The 17,975-nt window shown below is 69.7% G+C and carries 19 protein-coding genes; 5 read left to right on the top strand and 14 right to left on the bottom strand.

Going from position 1 to position 17,975, the window contains the following annotated elements:
* Window positions 1-4 precede the first annotated feature (4 nt).
* The 4 genes from BC793_RS36710 to BC793_RS36695 all read right to left on the bottom strand — a co-directional run bounded on the left by BC793_RS36710 (window position 5) and on the right by BC793_RS36695 (window position 3,279).
* Window positions 5-1,279 (bottom strand): PrsW family intramembrane metalloprotease, encoded by a 1,275-nt coding sequence (locus BC793_RS36710; RefSeq protein ID WP_109601027.1) that lies wholly within the window; start codon window positions 1,277-1,279, stop codon window positions 5-7.
* Window positions 1,276-1,857, bottom strand: a complete 582-nt coding sequence (locus BC793_RS36705; protein ID WP_109601025.1) for a hypothetical protein — start codon at window positions 1,855-1,857, stop codon at window positions 1,276-1,278. Before BC793_RS36705 ends, BC793_RS36710 begins: the two co-directional genes overlap by 4 nt.
* An 82-nt stretch (window positions 1,858-1,939) precedes the next feature.
* Entirely contained in the window at window positions 1,940-2,506 is a 567-nt protein-coding gene (locus BC793_RS36700) for an RNA 2'-phosphotransferase (RefSeq protein ID WP_109601023.1), read from the bottom strand.
* Window positions 2,503-3,279 (bottom strand): class I SAM-dependent methyltransferase, encoded by a 777-nt coding sequence (locus BC793_RS36695; RefSeq protein ID WP_109601021.1) that lies wholly within the window; start codon window positions 3,277-3,279, stop codon window positions 2,503-2,505. The genes BC793_RS36700 and BC793_RS36695 overlap by 4 nt, the downstream gene beginning before the upstream one ends.
* A gap of 18 nt (window positions 3,280-3,297) precedes the next feature.
* Between BC793_RS36695 and BC793_RS36690 the strand changes: the two genes are divergently transcribed.
* Window positions 3,298-3,672 (top strand): PPOX class F420-dependent oxidoreductase, encoded by a 375-nt coding sequence (locus tag BC793_RS36690; protein ID WP_109601019.1) that lies wholly within the window; start codon window positions 3,298-3,300, stop codon window positions 3,670-3,672.
* 95 nt (window positions 3,673-3,767) lie between these two features.
* Here the strand turns inward: BC793_RS36690 and BC793_RS36685 are convergent, their stop codons facing one another.
* Together BC793_RS36685 and BC793_RS36680 are read right to left on the bottom strand one after the other, a co-directional pair.
* Window positions 3,768-3,977 carry a BldC family transcriptional regulator gene (locus BC793_RS36685; RefSeq protein ID WP_014687221.1) on the bottom strand — a complete coding sequence of 70 codons (210 nt, stop codon included), beginning with the start codon at window positions 3,975-3,977 and terminating at the stop codon, window positions 3,768-3,770.
* A gap of 282 nt (window positions 3,978-4,259) precedes the next feature.
* The gene (locus BC793_RS36680) at window positions 4,260-5,099 is read right to left on the bottom strand and encodes a DUF8083 family protein (RefSeq protein ID WP_109601017.1); all 840 of its coding nucleotides are present in this window, start codon (window positions 5,097-5,099) and stop codon (window positions 4,260-4,262) included.
* A gap of 150 nt (window positions 5,100-5,249) precedes the next feature.
* Here BC793_RS36680 and BC793_RS36675 point away from each other — a divergent pair, with 150 nt between their 5' ends.
* Both BC793_RS36675 and BC793_RS36670 read left to right on the top strand, forming a co-directional pair.
* Complete coding sequence (locus BC793_RS36675) at window positions 5,250-6,314, top strand: Glu/Leu/Phe/Val family dehydrogenase (RefSeq protein WP_109601015.1); 1,065 nt, start codon at window positions 5,250-5,252, stop codon at window positions 6,312-6,314.
* A gap of 183 nt (window positions 6,315-6,497) precedes the next feature.
* Window positions 6,498-6,731 carry a DUF3073 domain-containing protein gene (locus tag BC793_RS36670; RefSeq protein ID WP_109601013.1) on the top strand — a complete coding sequence of 78 codons (234 nt, stop codon included), beginning with the start codon at window positions 6,498-6,500 and terminating at the stop codon, window positions 6,729-6,731.
* 130 nt (window positions 6,732-6,861) lie between these two features.
* Here the strand turns inward: BC793_RS36670 and amcA are convergent, their stop codons facing one another.
* The 5 genes from amcA to BC793_RS36645 form a co-directional block, all read right to left on the bottom strand.
* On the bottom strand, window positions 6,862-7,089 hold the full coding sequence (amcA, locus tag BC793_RS36665) for a multiple cyclophane-containing RiPP AmcA (protein ID WP_109601011.1): 228 nt from the start codon (window positions 7,087-7,089) through the stop codon (window positions 6,862-6,864).
* Window positions 7,058-8,161, bottom strand: coding sequence for a cyclophane-forming radical SAM peptide maturase AmcB (amcB, locus tag BC793_RS36660; protein WP_282959006.1), 1,104 nt, complete (start codon window positions 8,159-8,161; stop codon window positions 7,058-7,060). The genes amcA and amcB overlap by 32 nt, the downstream gene beginning before the upstream one ends.
* A gap of 170 nt (window positions 8,162-8,331) precedes the next feature.
* Window positions 8,332-9,483 carry a phosphoribosylformylglycinamidine cyclo-ligase gene (purM, locus tag BC793_RS36655; RefSeq protein WP_109601007.1) on the bottom strand — a complete coding sequence of 384 codons (1,152 nt, stop codon included), beginning with the start codon at window positions 9,481-9,483 and terminating at the stop codon, window positions 8,332-8,334.
* Between the two features lie 37 nt (window positions 9,484-9,520).
* Window positions 9,521-11,131, bottom strand: a complete 1,611-nt coding sequence (purF, locus tag BC793_RS36650) for an amidophosphoribosyltransferase (protein ID WP_109601005.1) — start codon at window positions 11,129-11,131, stop codon at window positions 9,521-9,523.
* Between the two features lie 100 nt (window positions 11,132-11,231).
* Window positions 11,232-11,591, bottom strand: a complete 360-nt coding sequence (locus BC793_RS36645) for a sterol carrier family protein (RefSeq protein WP_109601003.1) — start codon at window positions 11,589-11,591, stop codon at window positions 11,232-11,234.
* A gap of 460 nt (window positions 11,592-12,051) precedes the next feature.
* Between BC793_RS36645 and BC793_RS36640 the strand changes: the two genes are divergently transcribed.
* Entirely contained in the window at window positions 12,052-13,536 is a 1,485-nt protein-coding gene (locus tag BC793_RS36640; protein WP_109601002.1) for a carboxypeptidase-like regulatory domain-containing protein, read from the top strand.
* Window positions 13,537-13,596: 60 nt separating this feature from the next.
* On the opposite strand, the gene purL is transcribed toward BC793_RS36640, so the two are convergent.
* From purL to purS, 3 genes are read right to left on the bottom strand one after another with little or no spacing between them, the layout of a single operon-like run.
* Window positions 13,597-16,029, bottom strand: coding sequence for a phosphoribosylformylglycinamidine synthase subunit PurL (gene purL / locus BC793_RS36635; protein ID WP_239170590.1), 2,433 nt, complete (start codon window positions 16,027-16,029; stop codon window positions 13,597-13,599).
* Between the two features lie 38 nt (window positions 16,030-16,067).
* Window positions 16,068-16,778 carry a phosphoribosylformylglycinamidine synthase subunit PurQ gene (gene purQ / locus BC793_RS36630; RefSeq protein ID WP_109600998.1) on the bottom strand — a complete coding sequence of 237 codons (711 nt, stop codon included), beginning with the start codon at window positions 16,776-16,778 and terminating at the stop codon, window positions 16,068-16,070.
* Entirely contained in the window at window positions 16,775-17,029 is a 255-nt protein-coding gene (gene purS, locus BC793_RS36625; protein ID WP_109601077.1) for a phosphoribosylformylglycinamidine synthase subunit PurS, read from the bottom strand. Before purS ends, purQ begins: the two co-directional genes overlap by 4 nt.
* Window positions 17,030-17,263: 234 nt before the next feature.
* Between purS and BC793_RS36620 the strand changes: the two genes are divergently transcribed.
* Window positions 17,264-17,941 (top strand): S1 family peptidase, encoded by a 678-nt coding sequence (locus tag BC793_RS36620; protein ID WP_109600996.1) that lies wholly within the window; start codon window positions 17,264-17,266, stop codon window positions 17,939-17,941.
* Window positions 17,942-17,975 lie beyond the last annotated feature (34 nt).

The raw sequence follows: 17,975 nt of genomic DNA, 5'->3' as shown, positions 1-17,975 counted from the left end.
GGGCTCAGCCACCACCCAGAGCGGACAGAGTCACCCAGAGGACCGCGATGGCGACCACCGCGGTCGCGATGGTGGAGGCGGTGTGCCGCCAGGACCGTGCGCCCTCGACCGCCTCCGGATGTCCCAGGGCGGCGAGGGCGACGCGGTGCCGGCGGACCTCGGCGGCCCGCGCCTCCGCGGCGTCGTGCGGCACGTCGGCTCCGGCACGGCTCAACTCGACGGCCAGGCCGGCCTGGGCGCGCTGGAGTCGCCGTACCGCTGCCCGGGCTCGGTGCCCCGCGCTCGCCGCGGCGTGCCGCCGGGCCGCGCCCCGCCGGGAGTGCCAACCGAGGACCCGCAGCTCGCCCTCGGTGATCAGGTCCGGATCCCGGACCGTGGCCAGCATGGCCACGTAGTAGGCGGCCTCCCGGTCGTGCGCCCGCCGCACCAGGTAGAGAACCAGCAGCAGCGGTGGCAGGCCTTTGACGAGCAGCACCGCGAGCAGGCCGACCGCGCTGTCGCCGAGGCTCTCCCGGAACAGCGGCGAGTTCCACAGCGAGTGCGAGGCCCATGCGGCGAGCAGGGCGAGAGCCGCCACCGTGATCCGCCGGGCACGGGTACGGTCCCGGTGGACCACCAGATAACCGATGCCCGCACCGGCCAGCGCACCGAACAGGGTGTGACTCCACACGCCGGCGAGGATGCCGCGGACCAGGAACGTGGTGATCACCGGTTGCACCCGGTCGCCCGCACCGGCCTGCTGGACCGCTCCGATCGCGAAGACCACGTCCTCGACGATCTGGAAGCCGAGCCCGACCAGGGCGCCGTAGACGATGCCGTCGAGCACGCTGTTCACCTGGGCGCGGGCGATCAGCACGATGGCGACCACACCGAGGGTCTTGGCGATCTCCTCGACCGTCGGCCCGGCCAGGGCGGCGCCCCACTCGGCGGCCAGGTCGGGTGAGCTGAGCTTGGCGATCAGGTTGTCCAGTGCGGTGCTGCCCGGGATGGAGACGCTGGTGGCGACGAGGCCACCCCAGGCCAGGGCGAGGATCCGCAGGCTCGGCGGCTCGCGTTCCAGGAAGTCGAGTTCGTCGAGGAAGACCCAGAAGGGTACGGCGAGCAGCCCGAACAGCAGGATCGCGGTGATCGTCGCGATCGGGAAGCTCTCCATGAACAGCGCGGTGATCTGCGCGATCCGTACCGCCCCGGCGGCCAGCAGGGCGATCACCACCCAGAAGGCGGGCCGGCGGGCGAGCGAGGCCACCCGAGGCGTCCCGGGCCGGACCGGCTCGCTCATCGACCCTGCTCGTAACGCAAGGTACGGGTGCTGGCATCGATCGCCGGGAGGAGCCGGCCCAGTTCGGTGTCGTCGCCGCTGACCATGACCTCGATGGTGAGCCCGTTCGCGACGAAGACGGCGTACCGCCCGTCCCGATCCCCGCTGGTGTAGCCGCCCTGCACGCCGGCGAGCCCACCGGCTGTCGAGACGGTGAGCTGGGTGCCGGTGATCTGGTGGCCGTTGATGCCGGTGATGCGATGACGGAGCCGGAGGGCCGCTGCGGTCAGATCACCGTCGAAGGGTTCCACGTCGATCGCGTACCGCACCATGCCCAGCCGGAACAGGACGGTTCCGCGGTCCCTGCCGGGACGGGTTCCGGTGACGTCGAGCACGGCTCCGGGCGGGGGCACCACCGTGACCCCGGCGCCCACCGGGTACGGCCGTCCGGACGCGACGGCTCGTTCGGCCGGCACGGCCCGGTCCAGCGCGGGAAGACCGAAGGCGAGGACGGCCAGAATCGATGCCGTCGCCAGCGCGACGGGCAGACCGAGGGTGCCGGGAAGGTCGGTGAGATGACGCCGAGTGACCCTCCCCATCCGTCCAAGTTAACGGCGGTCACCCGACTCTGTCCGGAGAACCGCTCACCGGCCACAGTGGATGAAAGGGCGACCTGGCAGATTACGTAATTGTCCGTTTTACCGAAAGGTGCTGTGGCGGCACCACCGCGGTCAGCCATACCCCGTTGTCACTGCGATGGAAGACGTGCCCCTCCGCCACCATCGCCCCCGTGGCCACGCTGAACACCACCACGTCGGGCGAGCGACGACGGCCGACGGTCACCGCGGTCGGCAGATCCATCGAGAGGTGTACGTGGTGCCGGCTCCGTGGACGAAGCCCGTCCCGCAGGATCGCCTCGAGGTTGGCCCGCGGGGTCCCGTGGAACAGCTCGGCGGGCGGGGTGGCGGCCGGCAGGTCGAGATCGACGGCGACCCGCCGGGAGTGGCCCTGGCTGGCGCGGATGCGCTCGACGCCGTCCGGGCCGGTCTGCACGGCGAACCGTGACTTGTCGTTGTGCGCGACCACGAGGTCGAGCTCGGCGCGGGTGATGCCGAGGGCGGTCAGCAGCTCGCCGACCGGCACCCATCCGTTCGCGTCGAGGGTGAGCCCGGCCGTCTCGGGCCGGTGCCGCAGGACCAGGGACATCCGCCTGCTGAGGCGGACCTGGTCCCGGCTGAGATCTGTCATCCGATGTACTCCATGACCGCAACGTAATACGGCCGGTCCTGCTCGTCGATCGATTTGAGTCGCCACGATGTGCCCGCCAGCAGGGACTTCAGCTCACTGACCGAGCAGTTGAGGTAGTCGAACCAGTCGGTCGCGAGCTCCCGGTACCGCAGTCGCAGCCGCAACTGCCCACCCAGCCGCCCGCGGGCCCGGTTGCTCTCGTGATAGCTCACGTGCAGTGGATCCGTCGTCCCGTACGGGTCCGCACCCTGGGCCACGATCCGCGCGCCGGGTGCCGCCAGCCGGGCCAGTGCGGCCAGGAAGACCGGTGCCCGCTCCGCGCTCTCCAGCAGGCCGAGATTGTTGCCGAGCAGCAGGAACGTGTCGTAGCGGACGCTCGCCCGGGAGAACTCGTCGACCGTGGCCAGCACGGTGTCGCGCAGGCCGCGGTCCCGGGACACCTCGATGGCGCCGGCCGAGGTGTCCAGGCCGGTCACCGCGATCCCCCGGCGCTGGAGCTCGATCGCGATGCGGCCGGCACCCACACCGATGTCGAGAGCCCGGCCCCGGCACAGGCTCACCGCCCGGTGGTCGAAGGAGCGCCACTCGTCCGGCTCGCTCAGGTAGTGCGCGGCCGGGGCTCCGTTGATCAGGCCGTCCTCGCGCTCGATCACCTCGATCACGGGGCGCGGGTACCGACCGCCCGCCAGTGGCCGCCTTCCGACCCCGTTGTGCACCGCGTACGCGTCGCGGATCATCTCTCCGAAGGCGTCACCGATCGCCGGCTGTGTCATGGTCAATACTCTTTAGGCATGACCGCACTGGAGCAACTCGGCTCGGAGAAATACGTCCTTCTCACCACATTCCGCCGAGACGGCCGGGCGGTCCCGACCCCACTCTGGGTCGTGCCGGACGGCTCGGGCCTGGGCTTCTGGACCGTCGCCGGCAGCGGCAAGCTCAAGCGGATCCGCAACAGCGGCCGGGTCACCGTCGCCCCCTGCGACATGCGGGGCAACCCCACCGGCGAGGCGATCGAGGCGACCGCGCGGATCGGGGATCCCGCCGACCTGATCCGGGTCGGCGACGGCATCAAGAAGAAGTACGGGGTCATCGGCCGCCTGACCATGCTCGGCAGCCGGCTGCGCCGGGGTGCCGACGGCACGGTCGCCGTTCTGGTCACCCGATAAAGAAAGCGCCGGCATTTGCCGGCGCTTTCTTTTACGAAGAAGGGGCGATCGCCTTCCCCAGCGTTCGCCCCTTGCTACGTCTCTGGTCGACCGGGTCAGTCGCCCTGGCGCTGCGTGGGGATCTGCCCCTGCAGCAGGGCACGGACCTCCGACTCCCGGTAGCGACGGTGGCCGCCCAGCGTGCGAATAGCGCTGAGCTTGCCCGCCTTGGCCCACCGGGTAACGGTCTTCGGGTCGACACGGAACATCGACGCCACCTCGGCCGGCGTTAGTAGCGGCTCAGGATCGTGCGTACGCGATGCCATCGGTCACTCCTCCACAGGTGCCTAAAAAACATCGGCCGGGGTCCCGCCGGCCGGTGCGTCTCTCATGGTCCGGCTAGTCCCCGATGTCCGACATGGGCCGAACGGACGAACGTCCCCAGATAGACGGATGAAGCATGCCCGATTTTTGCGCGTTTTATACGCCAGATAGTGGCTCGTTTGGCCCGAATATCACGCTTAGAGGAGCGCTGATTACGAAGAGTGTTCGCTTCGGGAGCGCTCCCGCGAGCCGGGAAAAGAGGGTGTCTGTCCCATTTCCGCAGGTCAATTGCATCGCTCGAGAAGTTGGACGACACGCCAACGCGCCACCAACTTCTCGTAAGCCTCACTTGCTGACTCAGCGTCACCGCGAGAAAGTGCCGAAAGTCCGGCTGCCACCAGTCCGGGGGAATCGTCCTCCGTGAGGCTTTCCTCCGGCAGGAGGTTGACCAGGCCGCCGTAGTCGAGCTCCACCACCGACCGTGGATGGAACTCCTCCAGCCAGCGCGTGCCCTCCTCGACCGCCTCGGTGATCGGCGCGTCGCCCAGCGACTTGCGCAGCACCGACACCGCCCGGTGCGCCCGGCGGCGGGCCTTGGAGATCTCCGTGCGGTAGCGCAGCACCTTCCGGCGGCCGGACAGGGCGATCTCCCGCTCGTCGAGATCGACGAAGGCGAACCAGCGCAGCGGGACACCCCACGTGGCGGTCTGCTCGTGCACCCGGGGCACACCCTGTTCGAGGACCTTCGCGCCGCTGCGCCAGTCCTCCACGACCGCTTTCGCCTGTCCGGCCAGCACCGGCGGGACGAACGCGTCGGCGAGCACGGCGGGCACGCCGTCCCGGGCGTTCAGTGCGGCCTCGGCGACCCGCAACCGCAGGTTCCAGGGGCAGACCAGCACGCCGCCGTCCCACTCCAGCACGTAGGCCTCGTCGGGGAGGTCGGGCAGCCGGGTCCAGCCGGCACCCAGCGCCTCGAGCACGGCGGTCCGCTGCCGGGCGGGACCCTCGACCAGGCCCAGATCACGGCCCTGACGCGCGTACTCGCGCCAGAAGACCTGTCGCTCCCGGTCGAAGGCGGTCAGTGGCTCGTAAACCCGTAGGTACGACGCGAACAGTGACGGCACGGCGCGATCCTTTCACGAATCCGGCCGACTGGAACTTCCCGCCGCGACGTAATCGGCGCGCCATTCGCACGACTACGCTCGGCGTGACCGGCTCACCCTGCCGGAATCATGGCCCCACGAAGGCCTACGCAGAGATCAGGAGAACCCACGATGGACGTGTTCGACACCGACGGGCACGAACAGGTCGTCTTCTGCCAGGACCGGGACACCGGACTGAAGGCGATCATCGGTATCTACTCGACCGCCCTCGGCCCCGCGCTCGGCGGCACGCGCTTCTACCCGTACGAGACCGAGGAGGCCGCCCTCGCCGACGTGCTGAAGCTGTCCCGCGGCATGGCCTACAAGAACGCCATGGCCGGTCTGGACCTGGGCGGCGGCAAGGCGGTCATCTGGGGCGACCCGGCACGGCTCAAGAGCGAGGCCCTCCTGCGGGCGTACGGCCGGTTCGTCGACTCGTTGCGCGGCCGCTACTACACCGCCTGCGACGTCGGCACCTACGTACAGGACATGGACGTGGTCGCCCGCGAGACGCGGTATGCGACCGGCCGCAGCGTCGAGCACGGCGGCGCCGGCGACTCCTCGGTCCTCACCGCCTGGGGCGTCTTCCAGGGCATGCGGGCCGCGGCCGAGCACACCTGGGGCACTCCGTCACTGGCCGGCCGTACGGTCGGCGTGGCCGGTCTCGGCAAGGTCGGCAAGTACCTGGCCGGCCATCTGCTCGACGACGGCGCCTCGGTGGTCGCCACCGACGTCAACGAGTCGGCCCTCGCGTGGGCCCGCACCACCCACCCGCAGATCACGCTGGTGGCCGACACCGACACCCTGATCGCCTCCGACATCGACGTCTACGCGCCGTGCGCCCTCGGGGGCGCGCTGAACGACGACACGGTGCCGGTGCTGCGGGCGAAGGTGGTGACCGGTGGCGCCAACAACCAGCTCGCCCACGCCGGCATCAGCAAGCTCCTGGAGGACCGCGGCATCCTCTACACCCCCGACTACGTGGTGAACGCCGGCGGCGTCATCCAGGTGGCCGACGAGATCCACGGCTTCAACTTCGACCGGGCCAAGCTGCGGGCCACCGGGATCTTCGAGACCACCCGGCGCCTCCTTCAGCTCGCCGTCGACGAGGGTGTGCCGCCGGCGGTCGCGGCCGACCGTCTCGCCGAACGGCGGATGGCGGAGGTCGGCCGACTGCGGTCGATCTACCTCGGCTGACGGTCTTCGTGGACCTGCCGCGCGCTGCTGGAAAAGGTCAACCGCGACGCGCGGCAGTGTCACACGCAACCCGAGGTGCCAAACGAGGCATCGTCCATGTACCGTAAGACCCACGAGAGATGCCTGACGTCATCGGGGCCCAGCCTTCGGGCTGCCCCGAATTCTGTGCGAGGGGGTCGAGCCATGGGGCGCGGCCGTGCTAAGGCCAAGCAGACGAAGGTGGCCCGGGAGTTGAAGTACCACTCCCCGAACACCGACCTCACCGCCTTGCAGCGCGAATTGGCGGGTACCCGCCAACCGGACCGTCATTTCGTCGACGACAACGATGAAGTTGTCGACGATGACGAGGACGACGCTGCTGAAGACCAGGACACCTGGGAAAGCCAGGACTCCTGGTCGCCTTCGAGGCGGAGCTGACCCCGTTCTGCACAGAGCACGCGGATTTACCGCGTGCTCCCGTGTGTCACGGTGTCACGATTCCTACGGTTGAACGACTGAAGCCCACGCGGTTCCTTCCGCGTGGGCTTCAACCGAGCCGTGCCGAGCTTCAGCGTGGGCGGTTGTTCCAGTTGTAGAACGTGGGAATGTTCTCGAAGTGGTTCCAGGCGCACACCGCCGAGCCGCCGTCCTCCGGTGACTCCTCCGCGCGCTGCTGCCTGGCCTCCTCCGCCTCCGCGATGAGCGCGGCCAGCCCGGCCCGGGTGTCGTGCACCCGTGCCGTCACCGGATCCGTCTCCACGCCGTCAGACAGCCGTGGCTTCGTGATCTCGGGCATGGTCCAGCACTCCCTCCAATAGGCGAATCTTGCTGTTCCGGCAGTGGTTCGTCTCGGTCACGTCGAACCTGCCGTGTTCGAAGTACCGGTTGGCGGCATGTGCTCCACCGCAGAAGCCGAAATAGGGACAGCTGCCACGGCACGCCTCGATCCCGGCCATGAACTCCCGGATCCACAGCGTGTCCTGCGCACCGGCCAGAATCTCCGGCAACGGCGTGGTCAGCACGTTGCCACTGGAGAAGTCGCCGTACCGGGGGTCGTGGAAACCGGCCAGCTCGGGCGAGAGCAGCACGACCGAGCCGTCGTGGGCGACCGTCGGGATCGGGTCCAGCCGGCGGGGCAGCAGATCGTCGGCGTTGCCGTCGAGGACCGCCGCCGCATACCGCAGCGACCACTCCACCTCGCGCAGGTGGATCCGTGGGTTGCGGCGCCAGGCGGTCACCAATTCGGCCCAGAAGGCGCTCACCGCGGCCGGATCGTGGCTGTTGAGCCGGGTGTTGACGCCCTCCTGCTCCTCGACGTTGATGCCGAGCACCTCGCAGCCGAGGGTGAGGAAGTAGTCGTACAGCTCGGTGGCGACGCCGGGCCGCGGATCGCCGACCACGCACAGGGTGGAGAACGGGATGCCGTGCGCCCGCAGCCGCTCGATGCCCCGCACGATCAGGTCGTAGGCGGGCTTTCCGGCCCGGTCCACCCGGTCGCCGTTACGCCCGCGCGGGCCGTCCACGCTGACGCTGACGCGCACGTCGTGCTCGGTGAAGAACGCGCACCACTCGTCGTCGATCAGCGTCGCGTTGGTCTGCACGTGGTGCTCCACGCCCGCGCCGAACGGCGCGAACAACGCGGCCAGGTGGGCCCGGCCGGCAGCGAGCGGCTCACCGCCGTGCCACACCACCGAGAATCTTCCGGTACGGGCGAAGCCGGCCACCCCCTCCGCGACGGCCTCGGCGACCGCGACCGGCATCCGCAGATTCTCCCGGCGCAGCGGCAGGTAGCAGTACCCGCATGCAAGATTGCACAGGGTAGTCGGCTGCATGACAACGTATCCCGGTTCTGCCGAGATGCCCCGCATCCCGCTCCACGCAACCGCCATGTCCCCGCACCTTCCCGTCCGGTACTCGTGACTCAGGTCAGGCTAGGCCTCGCGCTCCACCGTCCATGCGAAAGATCCGCATGTGCCGGACATCGACACACGCGGATCATTTCACGTTCGGACTATTGCCAACCAGAAGCACTTTCCGGTCAGCCCCGGGTGTACGACCCCAGCATCTGCACCTCGCCGGTGCCCTCGACGACCTCACCGACCTGCCAGGCCTCGACACCGCGGCCGGTCAGGTAGGCCATCGCCCGGTCCGCGTCGTCGGAGGAGACGACCGCGAACATGCCGACACCCATGTTGAAGGTGGCCTCCATCTCCGAGTCCTCGATCCGGCCCTTGGCCTGGATCAGGTCGAAGATCGGCTGCGGGCGCCAGGTGGACCGGTCCACCACGGCGTCCATGGTGGTGGGGAGCACCCGGTTCAGGTTGCCGGGGATGCCACCGCCGGTGACGTGGGAGAACGCCCGGACGTCGGTCTCCTCGATCAGGCCCAGGCAGTCCTTGGCGTAGATCTTGGTGGGGGTGAGCAGCTCCTCACCCAGGGTGCGCTGGGTGCCGAAGTCGTCGACCACGGTGTCCAGGCGCATCCGGCCGGCACCGAGCAGCACGTGCCGGACCAGCGAGTAACCGTTCGAGTGCAGACCGGACGAGCGCATCGCGATCACCGCGTCGCCCAGCTCGACCCGCTCCTTGCCGAGGATCTCGCTCTCCTCGACCACACCGACGCCGGTCGCGGACACGTCGTACTCGTCGGGGCGCAGCACACCCGGGTGCTCCGCGGTCTCGCCGCCGAGCAGGGCACAACCGGCGTACCGGCAGCCGTCCGCGATACCGGCACCGATCTCGGCCACCTTGTCCGGGACGACCTCGCCGCAGGCGATGTAGTCGAGCAGGAACAGCGGCTCGGCGCCACAGGCCACCAGGTCGTCGACGACCATGGCGACCAGGTCGATGCCGATCGTGTCGTGGATGTCGAGCTGCTGGGCGATCACCAGCTTGGTGCCGACGCCGTCGGTCGACGACGCCAGGATCGGGCTCTTGTACTTCGCGGTGTTCAGCCGGAACAGGCCGGAGAAGCCACCCAGGTCGCCGATCACCTCGGGGCGGGAGGTCTTCTTCACCTTCGCCTTGAGCAGCTCGACGGCACGGTCACCGGCGTGGATCGAGACACCCGCTTCCGCGTACGTGGCCGAGCGCTTGCGCTGTCCGCGTCCTGAGCCGGCCGTCCAGGGCTGACGGTCGCCTCCCTCGGCGCCGTTGGATCCGGCACTGTTGCGCTCGGACACGTGCGTCACGGTTCTCCCCTTTAGCGGTTCTGTGTAACTGAAAGAATCACGGGTGGTGCAGCGCGGTCGCGCCGCCAGGGCTGGCGACCAGCGGCTCCGATGCCGGGCGGTCGTCGGTCGCGAACTCGCGAGCCTCGTAGTCACTCTCGAGATCGGCGACGGCGGCGGAGGCCGCCGCGGGGGTGGCACCCGGCATCGACGCCCGTCGGCCGACGCCCTCCAGGACGTGCTTGCCGATCAGATCGCCGGCCGGCAGCTCGATCGGGTACTCCCCGTCGAAGCAGGCCATGCACAGTCGCGATTTCGGCTGCTCGGTCGCCTGGACCAGGTTGTCGAGCGACACATAACCCAGGCTGTCGGCGCCGATCGACCGGCGGATCCCGTCGATCTCCAGACCGTTGGCGATCAGCTCGGCCCGGGTCGCGAAGTCGATGCCGTAGAAGCACGGCCACTTCACCGGCGGCGAGGAGATGCGGACGTGCACCTCGAGCGCGCCGGCCTCACGCAGCATGCGGATCTGGGCGCGCTGGGTGTTGCCGCGGACGATCGAGTCGTCGATCACGACGATCCGCTTGCCCCGGACCACCTCGCGCAACGGGTTCAGCTTCAGCCGGATGCCGAGCTGACGGATGGTCTGCGACGGCTGGATGAAGGTGCGGCCCACATAGGCGTTCTTCATGAAACCGGCGCTGTACGGAATACCGGAGGCCTCCGCGTAACCGATCGCGGCCGGGATGCCCGACTCGGGCACGCCGATCACCAGGTCCGCCTCGACCGGGTGCTCCTTGGCGAGCTTGCGGCCCACCTCGACACGGGCCGAGTAGATGTTGCGCCCGGCGATCGTGGTGTCCGGGCGGGCGAGATACACATACTCGAAGAGGCAGCCCTTGGGCTCGGGCGCGGCGAAGCGGCTGGACCGCAGACCGTGCTCGTCGATCGCGATGATCTCGCCGGGCTCGACCTCGCGGACGAAGCTGGCGCCGGTGATGTCCAGCGCGGCGGTCTCGCTGGCGATCACCCAGCCGCGCTCCATCCGGCCCAGCACCAGCGGGCGGACGCCCTGCGCGTCACGGGCGGCGTAGAGGGTGTGCTCGTCCATGAAGACGAAGCTGAAGGCGCCCCGCAGGGTCGGCAGCAGCTCCATCGCGGCGGCCTCGACCGAGAGATCGGGACGGCCGGCCAGCAGCGTGGTGACCAGCGCGGTGTCGGAGGTGGAGTCGCCCACCTCCAGGCCGCGGTCGGCGACCTCCTTGGCCAGCTCGGCCGTGTTGACCAGGTTGCCGTTGTGGGCCAGCGCGATCGTCGTGCCGGCCGGGGTGGCCCGGATCGTCGGCTGCGCATTCTCCCAGTTGGAGCCACCGGTCGTGGAATACCGCGCGTGGCCGATCGCGAGGTGACCGCGGAGGCTGGCCAGCGTCGGCTCGTCGAACACCTGGGAGACCAGGCCGATGTCCTTGTAGACCACCACGCCGGACCCGTCGCTCACAGCGATGCCGGCGGCTTCCTGCCCCCGGTGCTGCAGTGCGTAGAGGCCGAAGTAGGTGAGTTTGGCAACCTCCTCCTCGGGGGCCCAGACGCCGAAGACGCCGCAGGCATCCTGGGGGCCGCGCTCCTGGGGGTCGAGATCGTCGGTCAGTAGGCCGTCGCCTCGGGGCACCTGCTCGCTCCCTCATGTCGGGGTCTGCACGAACCGCGAACTCGCTGGTCCGTCCGACCGACCAGTGTACGCGAGCCCACGGGAACGGCACCCGGGCTCATCAGCCGAGAAGCGGCAGGTAGTCGCTCAGATCGGTCCTCGTACCGCTCGCCCGGAGACGTCCGTCACGCACCGCGTCGCCCCAGGGAAGGCGGCCGGTGGCCACGAGCAGCCAGGTCAGCGGATCCGTTTCGACCACATTGGGCGGTGTGCCCCGCGTGTGCCGTGGACCGGCTACGCATTGAATCGCGCCGAAAGGTGGAATTCGTACCTCCACCGAACGGCCAGGTGCTCGCGAGGACAACTCGGTCAGCAGTGCTCGCACGGCGTCACGCAGCACCGTGCGGGTGGGCTCGACACCCCGGTCCACCGCATCCAACGCCTCGGCCACCGACTCGGATTTACTGTGCGCAGGAGACATGTCGGGACGATACGACCCGACTTGAGGAGAACGGCACACCGCCCTGGGTCGCGCGAGTGACGTATGACAAGGCATAGTTGCCGACGGTGTACACGTCGTGGGATCCACCGGACATCGAAGGAACCGGGGACCGCGCGACCGGAAGGCGGTGGACGTGACAACGCACCTACGTGCCCGGACGGCCCAGGCCGGTGCGTTCCTGGCACTGGTCGCAGGGTTGGTGGCAGGCATCCCAACGGCTGCTCAGGCAGCGGCCCCAACCGTGACGATCGATTCCGTGCGCGAGCGTACGGTGTCGTCGGGCTCTACTGTAACCATTTCCTACACCGTAAGTAACCCTGGGGGCGCGGCTGCACCCGCCCGGTTCGACACCGACGTCACCACCAGCGCCGGCCGGTGCAGAGACGGTTGCGGACCCAGCGACACGATCGGCGGCGAGCCGGGCAAATACGACGCCACGTTGACGGCGCCGACCGTGGCCGCCGGCCAGAAGCAGGAGATGACGATCACCGTCGTCTCGAAGGACCCGGATGGCGCGTCCGGCCAGGCCACCCAGACCATCACGGTCGAGGGCCCGGAGGCGCCGACCACCGTGCGGCAGGTCTCCGGCCGGATCAAGGACGACGGCGGCGACCGCGTGTCCGGTGTCCAGGTCGTCATGAAGGACAGCCAGGGCCACACCTACTCCACCAGCACGGACGGCAGCGGCGGCTACCAGTTCACGTCGTCCGACGCGCAGCCGATCGCGGCCGGCAGCATCCAGATCGCCGCAGCCAAGGCCGGTTACCAGGCCGCCGACGTGACGGTGCAGGGCACCGCCGGCCGGACCGTGACGGTGCCGCTCACGATCAAGAAGACGGCCGTCGCGACCTCACCGACCCCCTCCTCGAGCGCATCGCCCTCGGCCAAGCCGACCGATACGACCACGGAGGAGGAGCCGGAGGAGGGCAACACCGGCCTCAACAACCTCGGTGGCGAAGACAACCAGCAAGCCGCGAACAGCTCCGACGAGGGCGGCAGCAGCTGGCTGCTGATCGTCATGGGCGGTCTGCTCGTCGCGGCCGGCATCGGCGCCATGGTGCTGGTCTGGATGCGCCGCAAGAAGGCCGAGGAGCTCGCCGCGGACACCGGCATCGGTCAGGTCCCGCCGCAGGCCGGTGGCGGCTTCGACGCCACCCGGGTGGCCGCACCGGTCGGTGCCGGGCGCGGTGCCGACGCCACGATGATCGCTCCCGCCGCCGGCATGGGCGTGCGGCCCGCGGGAATGAGCGGCGGCATCAGCGACGCCCCCACGATGATCCACCGGACCCCCGTCGAGGACGAGTTCCCGGACCCGTACGGTGTTCCGCTGCCCCCCGGTGGCGGCTATGCCGGCGCGAACCAGTGGGACGACCCGCAGGGCGGCGGCTACGGCGCGACGCAGACCTACGGCCAGCAGGGCGGTGCCTACGGCGCGGCGCAGGGCGGTGGCGGCTACAACGACGGCGGCCAGCAGCACTACGACGAGCACACCAACCTCTACCAGCCGGAGGCGCAGGCGCCACCGCAGCGGTACGACGAGCACACCGGCCTCTACCAGCCCGAGCAGGGCGGTGGAAACTACGGTGCCGGCAACTACGGCGGCCAGGCCGGTTACGACCAGGCCGGGTATGACCAGGGTGGTTACGACCAGGGCTGGAACGGTCAGGACGCCGGCGGCTACGGACCGCAGGGCGGATACGACCAGCAGGGCGGCACCTACGGCGGTTACGACCAGGGCGGGTATGACCAGCAGCCGGGCGGCTACCCGCAGCAGGGTGGCAACTACGGTGGCTACGACCAGCAGCCCGATGGCTACCCGCAGCAGCAGCCGCCGGCACCGCAGCAGCCGCAACCGCAGCCCCCGCAGCAGGGTGGCGGCCCCTACGGCCAGCAGCGTCCCCACCGTGACTGGATGGACGACTGACGTACCGGAACAGAAGAAAGGCCCCGCGCGGATCGCGCGGGGCCTTTCTTGTCGGGACTGTCAGGCGGGCGGTTCGATCGGGCCACCCGGCGCCTGCGGGCTCAGCTCCAGCGTCACCGAGCGGACCTCACCGGACGTCACCGGTGCGGTCTCCTCTTCGCCGGCGTCGGGGCCGACCAGCTCGGCGGCCCCGCCGAACAGGTCGCGCAACGTCGCCGACCACGCCGTGCGCAGCTCGTCCAGCGGAATCGTGAACTGGCCCTCCACCTGGAGTGCCGCCTCCTCGGAGGTGACACCCAGCGGGGTGACCGGCACGCCGTGCTCGGCCGCCAGGGCGAGGAACGCCTTGTCGTGCCCGCGCGGCACGGCGACCAGGGCACGGCCCGCCGACTCGCTGAACAGGTGGACGAACGGCGAGTTGCCGTCCTCCGGGACCGTCACCTTCGCGCCGACGCCGTAGCGCAGCGTGCTCTCCACGAGCACCTGGGCCAGACCGCCGTCGGAGAGGTCGTGCGCCGCGCTGACCAGACCGGACTTCGAGGCCTGCGCCATCACCCGGCCCAGCGCCTGCTCGGCGGCGAGGTCGACCTTCGGCGGACGGCCGCCGAGGTGGTTGTGGGTCACCCAGGCCCACTCCGAGCCGGAGAGCTCCACGCGGGTCTCGCCGAGCAGGAAGAGCAGGTCGCCACCGGACTTGGCCGGCCGCGGGAAGCCCATCGGGATGCGGCGGGCCACGTCGTCGAAGACACCGAGCACGCCGACCACCGGGGTCGGGTGGATCGCCGCGGCACCGGTCTGGTTGTAGAAGCTGACGTTGCCACCGGTCACCGGGGTGCCCAGCTCAAGACAACCGTCGGCGAGAGCGCGACAGGTCTCGGCGAACTGCCACATCACGTGCGGGTCCTCGGGCGAGCCGAAGTTGAGGCAGTCGGAGACGGCGATCGGCTCGGCACCGGTGACGGCGACGTTCCGGTACGCCTCGGCGAGCGCGAGCTTCGCACCCTCATACGGGTCGAGGCGGGCGAACCGCCCGTTCCCGTCGACGGACAGAGCCACGCCGAGGCCGGTCTCCTCGTCGATCCGGAGCACGCCGGAGTCCTCCGGCTGGGCCAGGATCGTGTTGCCCAGCACATACCGGTCGTACTGCTCGGTGACCCAGGTCTTGTCGCACAGGTTCGGCGACGCGGCCATCCGCAGCACGGTGGCCCGCAGGTCGTCGCCAGTGGACGGACGCGGCAGCGTCTCGGCCCGGTCGGCCTGGAGCAGCATCACGTCGTTCGGCTCACGGATCGGCCGGTTGTAGACCGGGCCGTCGTCGGCGAGCGAGCCCGGGGGCACGTCGACGACGACGTGGTCGTTCCACGTGATCACGAGCCGGCCGGGGGTGCCGTCGGCCGCGGCCGCGGTGACCTCGCCGATGGCGGTGGCCCAGACGCCCCACTTCTCGGCGACCTTCAGCACGGCGTCCAGGTTCTCCGGCGTGACGATCAGAAGCATGCGCTCCTGCGACTCGCTGGCCAGGATCTCGGTCGGTGACATCGAGGCCTCGCGCAGCGGAACCCGCTCCAGCCAGACCCGCATGCCGGTGCCGGCCGCCGCGGCGGTCTCGGTGAGTGCGCAGGTGAGGCCCGCGCCGCCGAGGTCCTGGATGCCGGAGACGAGACCGGCGTCGTACAGCTCGAGGCAGCTCTCGATCAGCAGCTTCTCCATGAACGGGTCGCCGACCTGCACCGACGGGCGGCGCTGCTCGGCCTCCTCGTCGAAGGTGGCCGACGCCAGCACGGAGACACCGCCGATACCGTCCCGGCCGGTCCGCGCGCCGAGCAGGACGACGATGTTGCCGGTGCCGGTGGCCTCCTTCTTCTGGAGGCGCTCGACCGGCAGCACGCCGATGCTCAGTGCGTTGACCAGCGGGTTGCCCTGGTAACACGGGTCGAAGACGATCTCGCCACCGATGTTGGGCAGGCCCAGGCAGTTGCCGTAGCCACCGATGCCGGCGACCACGCCGGGCAGCACCCGGGCGGTGTCGGGGTGGTCGTGCGCACCGAAGCGCAGCGGGTCCATCACCGCGATCGGCCGGGCACCCATCGCCAGGATGTCGCGGACGATGCCGCCGACGCCGGTTGCCGCGCCCTGGTAGGGCTCGACGTAGCTGGGGTGGTTGTGCGACTCGACCTTGAAGGTGACGGCCAGTTTCTCGGAGATCTGCACCACACCGGCGTTCTCGCCGATGCCGGCGAGCATCCGGCTGTTCTGCGGCGCCTTCTCACTGAACTGCTTGAGGTGGACCTTGCTCGACTTGTACGAGCAGTGCTCACTCCACATGATCGAGTACATCGCCAGCTCGGACGCGGTGGGACGCCGGCCCAGGATCTCACGGATCTTGGCGTACTCGTCGTCCTTGAGCCCCAGCTCGGCGTAGGGCTGCAGCTCGTCCGAGGTCTTCTGTGCCTGCTCGACGGTGTCGGGACCGTCGGACCCGCTGACGAGCACGTCGGTCGCAGCGAAACCGCTCGGCTTCTCCTGCGTGGTCACTGTTGTCCCCCTGCGAGCTGACTGTCCACGGACGCGCCCGCCAGGGCCCGCAGGACGGAGGTGAAGAAGCCGAGGCCGTCGAGCGACGGGCCGGTCAGCGCCTCCACGGCGTGTTCCGGGTGCGGCATGATGCCGACGACGTTGCCGGCCTCGTTGGTGATCCCCGCGATGTCGCGCTGCGAGCCGTTCGGGTTGCCCTTGATGTAGCGGGCGATGACCCGGCCCTCGGCCTCCAGCGCGTCGAGCGTCCTGGTGTCGGCGACGAAGCAGCCCTCACCGTTCTTCACCGGGATCAGGATCTCCTGGCCGGGGGTGAAGTCGTTGGTCCAGGCGGTGTTCGTCGCCTCGACCTTGAGCCACTGGTCGCGGTTACGGAAGTGCAGGTGCTGGTTCCGGGTCAGGGCGCCGGGCAGCAGGTGCGCCTCGCACAGGACCTGGAAACCGTTGCAGATGCCGAGCACGGGCAGACCGCCCCGCGCCGCATCGATGATGGACTCCATCACCGGCGCGAACCGGGCGATGGCGCCGCAGCGCAGATAGTCGCCGTACGAGAATCCGCCGGGGAGCACGACCGCGTCGACGCCGTGCAGGTCCGGGTCGCCGTGCCAGAGGCGGACGGCCTCGGCGCCTGCGATCCGGGCGGCGCGGGCGGCGTCCCCGTCGTCGAGCGAGCCCGGGAAGGTGACCACACCGATCCGCATGGTCAGGCGACCTCCGCCGAAGCGGACTCGACGCGGATCTCGAAGTCCTCGATCACCGGGTTGGCGAGCAGCTTGTCGGCGATCTCACGGGCCCGGTCGAGGTCGGGCTCCCCAGTGAAATCGATCTCGATCCGGCGGCCGATGCGGACAGAAGAGACATCGGTGACGCCGAGCCGGGGCAGCGCGTTCGCCACCGCTTGACCCTGCGGGTCCAGGATCTCCGGCTTGAGCATGACGTCGACCACGACGCGAGCCACGGGCACTCCTGACTGATAGGTGTAAGCAGGCGAAGCCTACCCGGTGGACCCCGTGGACCAGCCGGGGGCCGGTGTCGGCAGCCCGATCCGAGCCTCTTTGAGCAGGGCTTGCGCGTTCACCTCAGGGGCCATCATCCAGTGATATGTATCAATTGGACTCTGGGCCCGGCCGCGATCACGCCTTAGTTTGCATTCGTCGATATCGATTAATTTCCCCCAGAAGGAGATCTCGACGTGCGCATTCGACTCCTGGCCGCCCTCGCCGGCGCGGTCACGGCCATGCTCGCCCCCACCGCCGCCTACGCCGACGAGCCCGTCACCCCGAACATCATCGGAGGTGGCACCGTCTCCTCCGCGCCATGGGCCGCCGCGGTCTTCAGCAACGGCAGCTTCACCTGCTCCGGCACGATCATCTCGGCCAACTACGTGCTCACCGCCCGGCACTGCGTCAGCGGGACCATGTCGGTACGGGTCGGCAGCGTCAACTACGCCTCCGGCGGTGTCACCCGCACCGTCGCGTCCTCGTCGAGCCGCTACGACCTGGCGCTGCTGCGCCTGAGCAGCTCGGTCAGCACCTCGTACATGCCGCTGTCCAGCGCGTACCCGCCGGTCGGCTCGTCCAACAGCATCTACGGCTGGGGCATGACCTGCTACTCCGGCTGCGGGGCGTCACCGACCCTTAAGACCGCCACGGTGCAGGTCACCTCGACCAACCAGACCGACGCCTACGGCGGCCGGGCGATCGGCAGCACCCGGATCAACGGCAACGCCTGGCGGGGCGACTCGGGTGGACCGCAGGTCTACAACGGCGCCCAGGTGGGCGTCGCCTCGACCGCGGACGGCTCGAGCCGCCAGTACTACGGCAGCGTCGCCTACAACCGGGCGTGGATCACGTCGATCGCGGGCGTCTGAACAAGCCGATGCCTGAGCCGGCCGCCGCCTGAGT

The sequence above is a fragment of the Actinoplanes xinjiangensis genome (genome assembly GCF_003148685.1).
Classification (GTDB): Bacteria; Actinomycetota; Actinomycetes; order Mycobacteriales; family Micromonosporaceae; genus Actinoplanes; species Actinoplanes xinjiangensis.
Note: the sequence above shows the minus strand (reverse complement) of the source record. Positions and strands in the feature narration are given on the sequence as shown.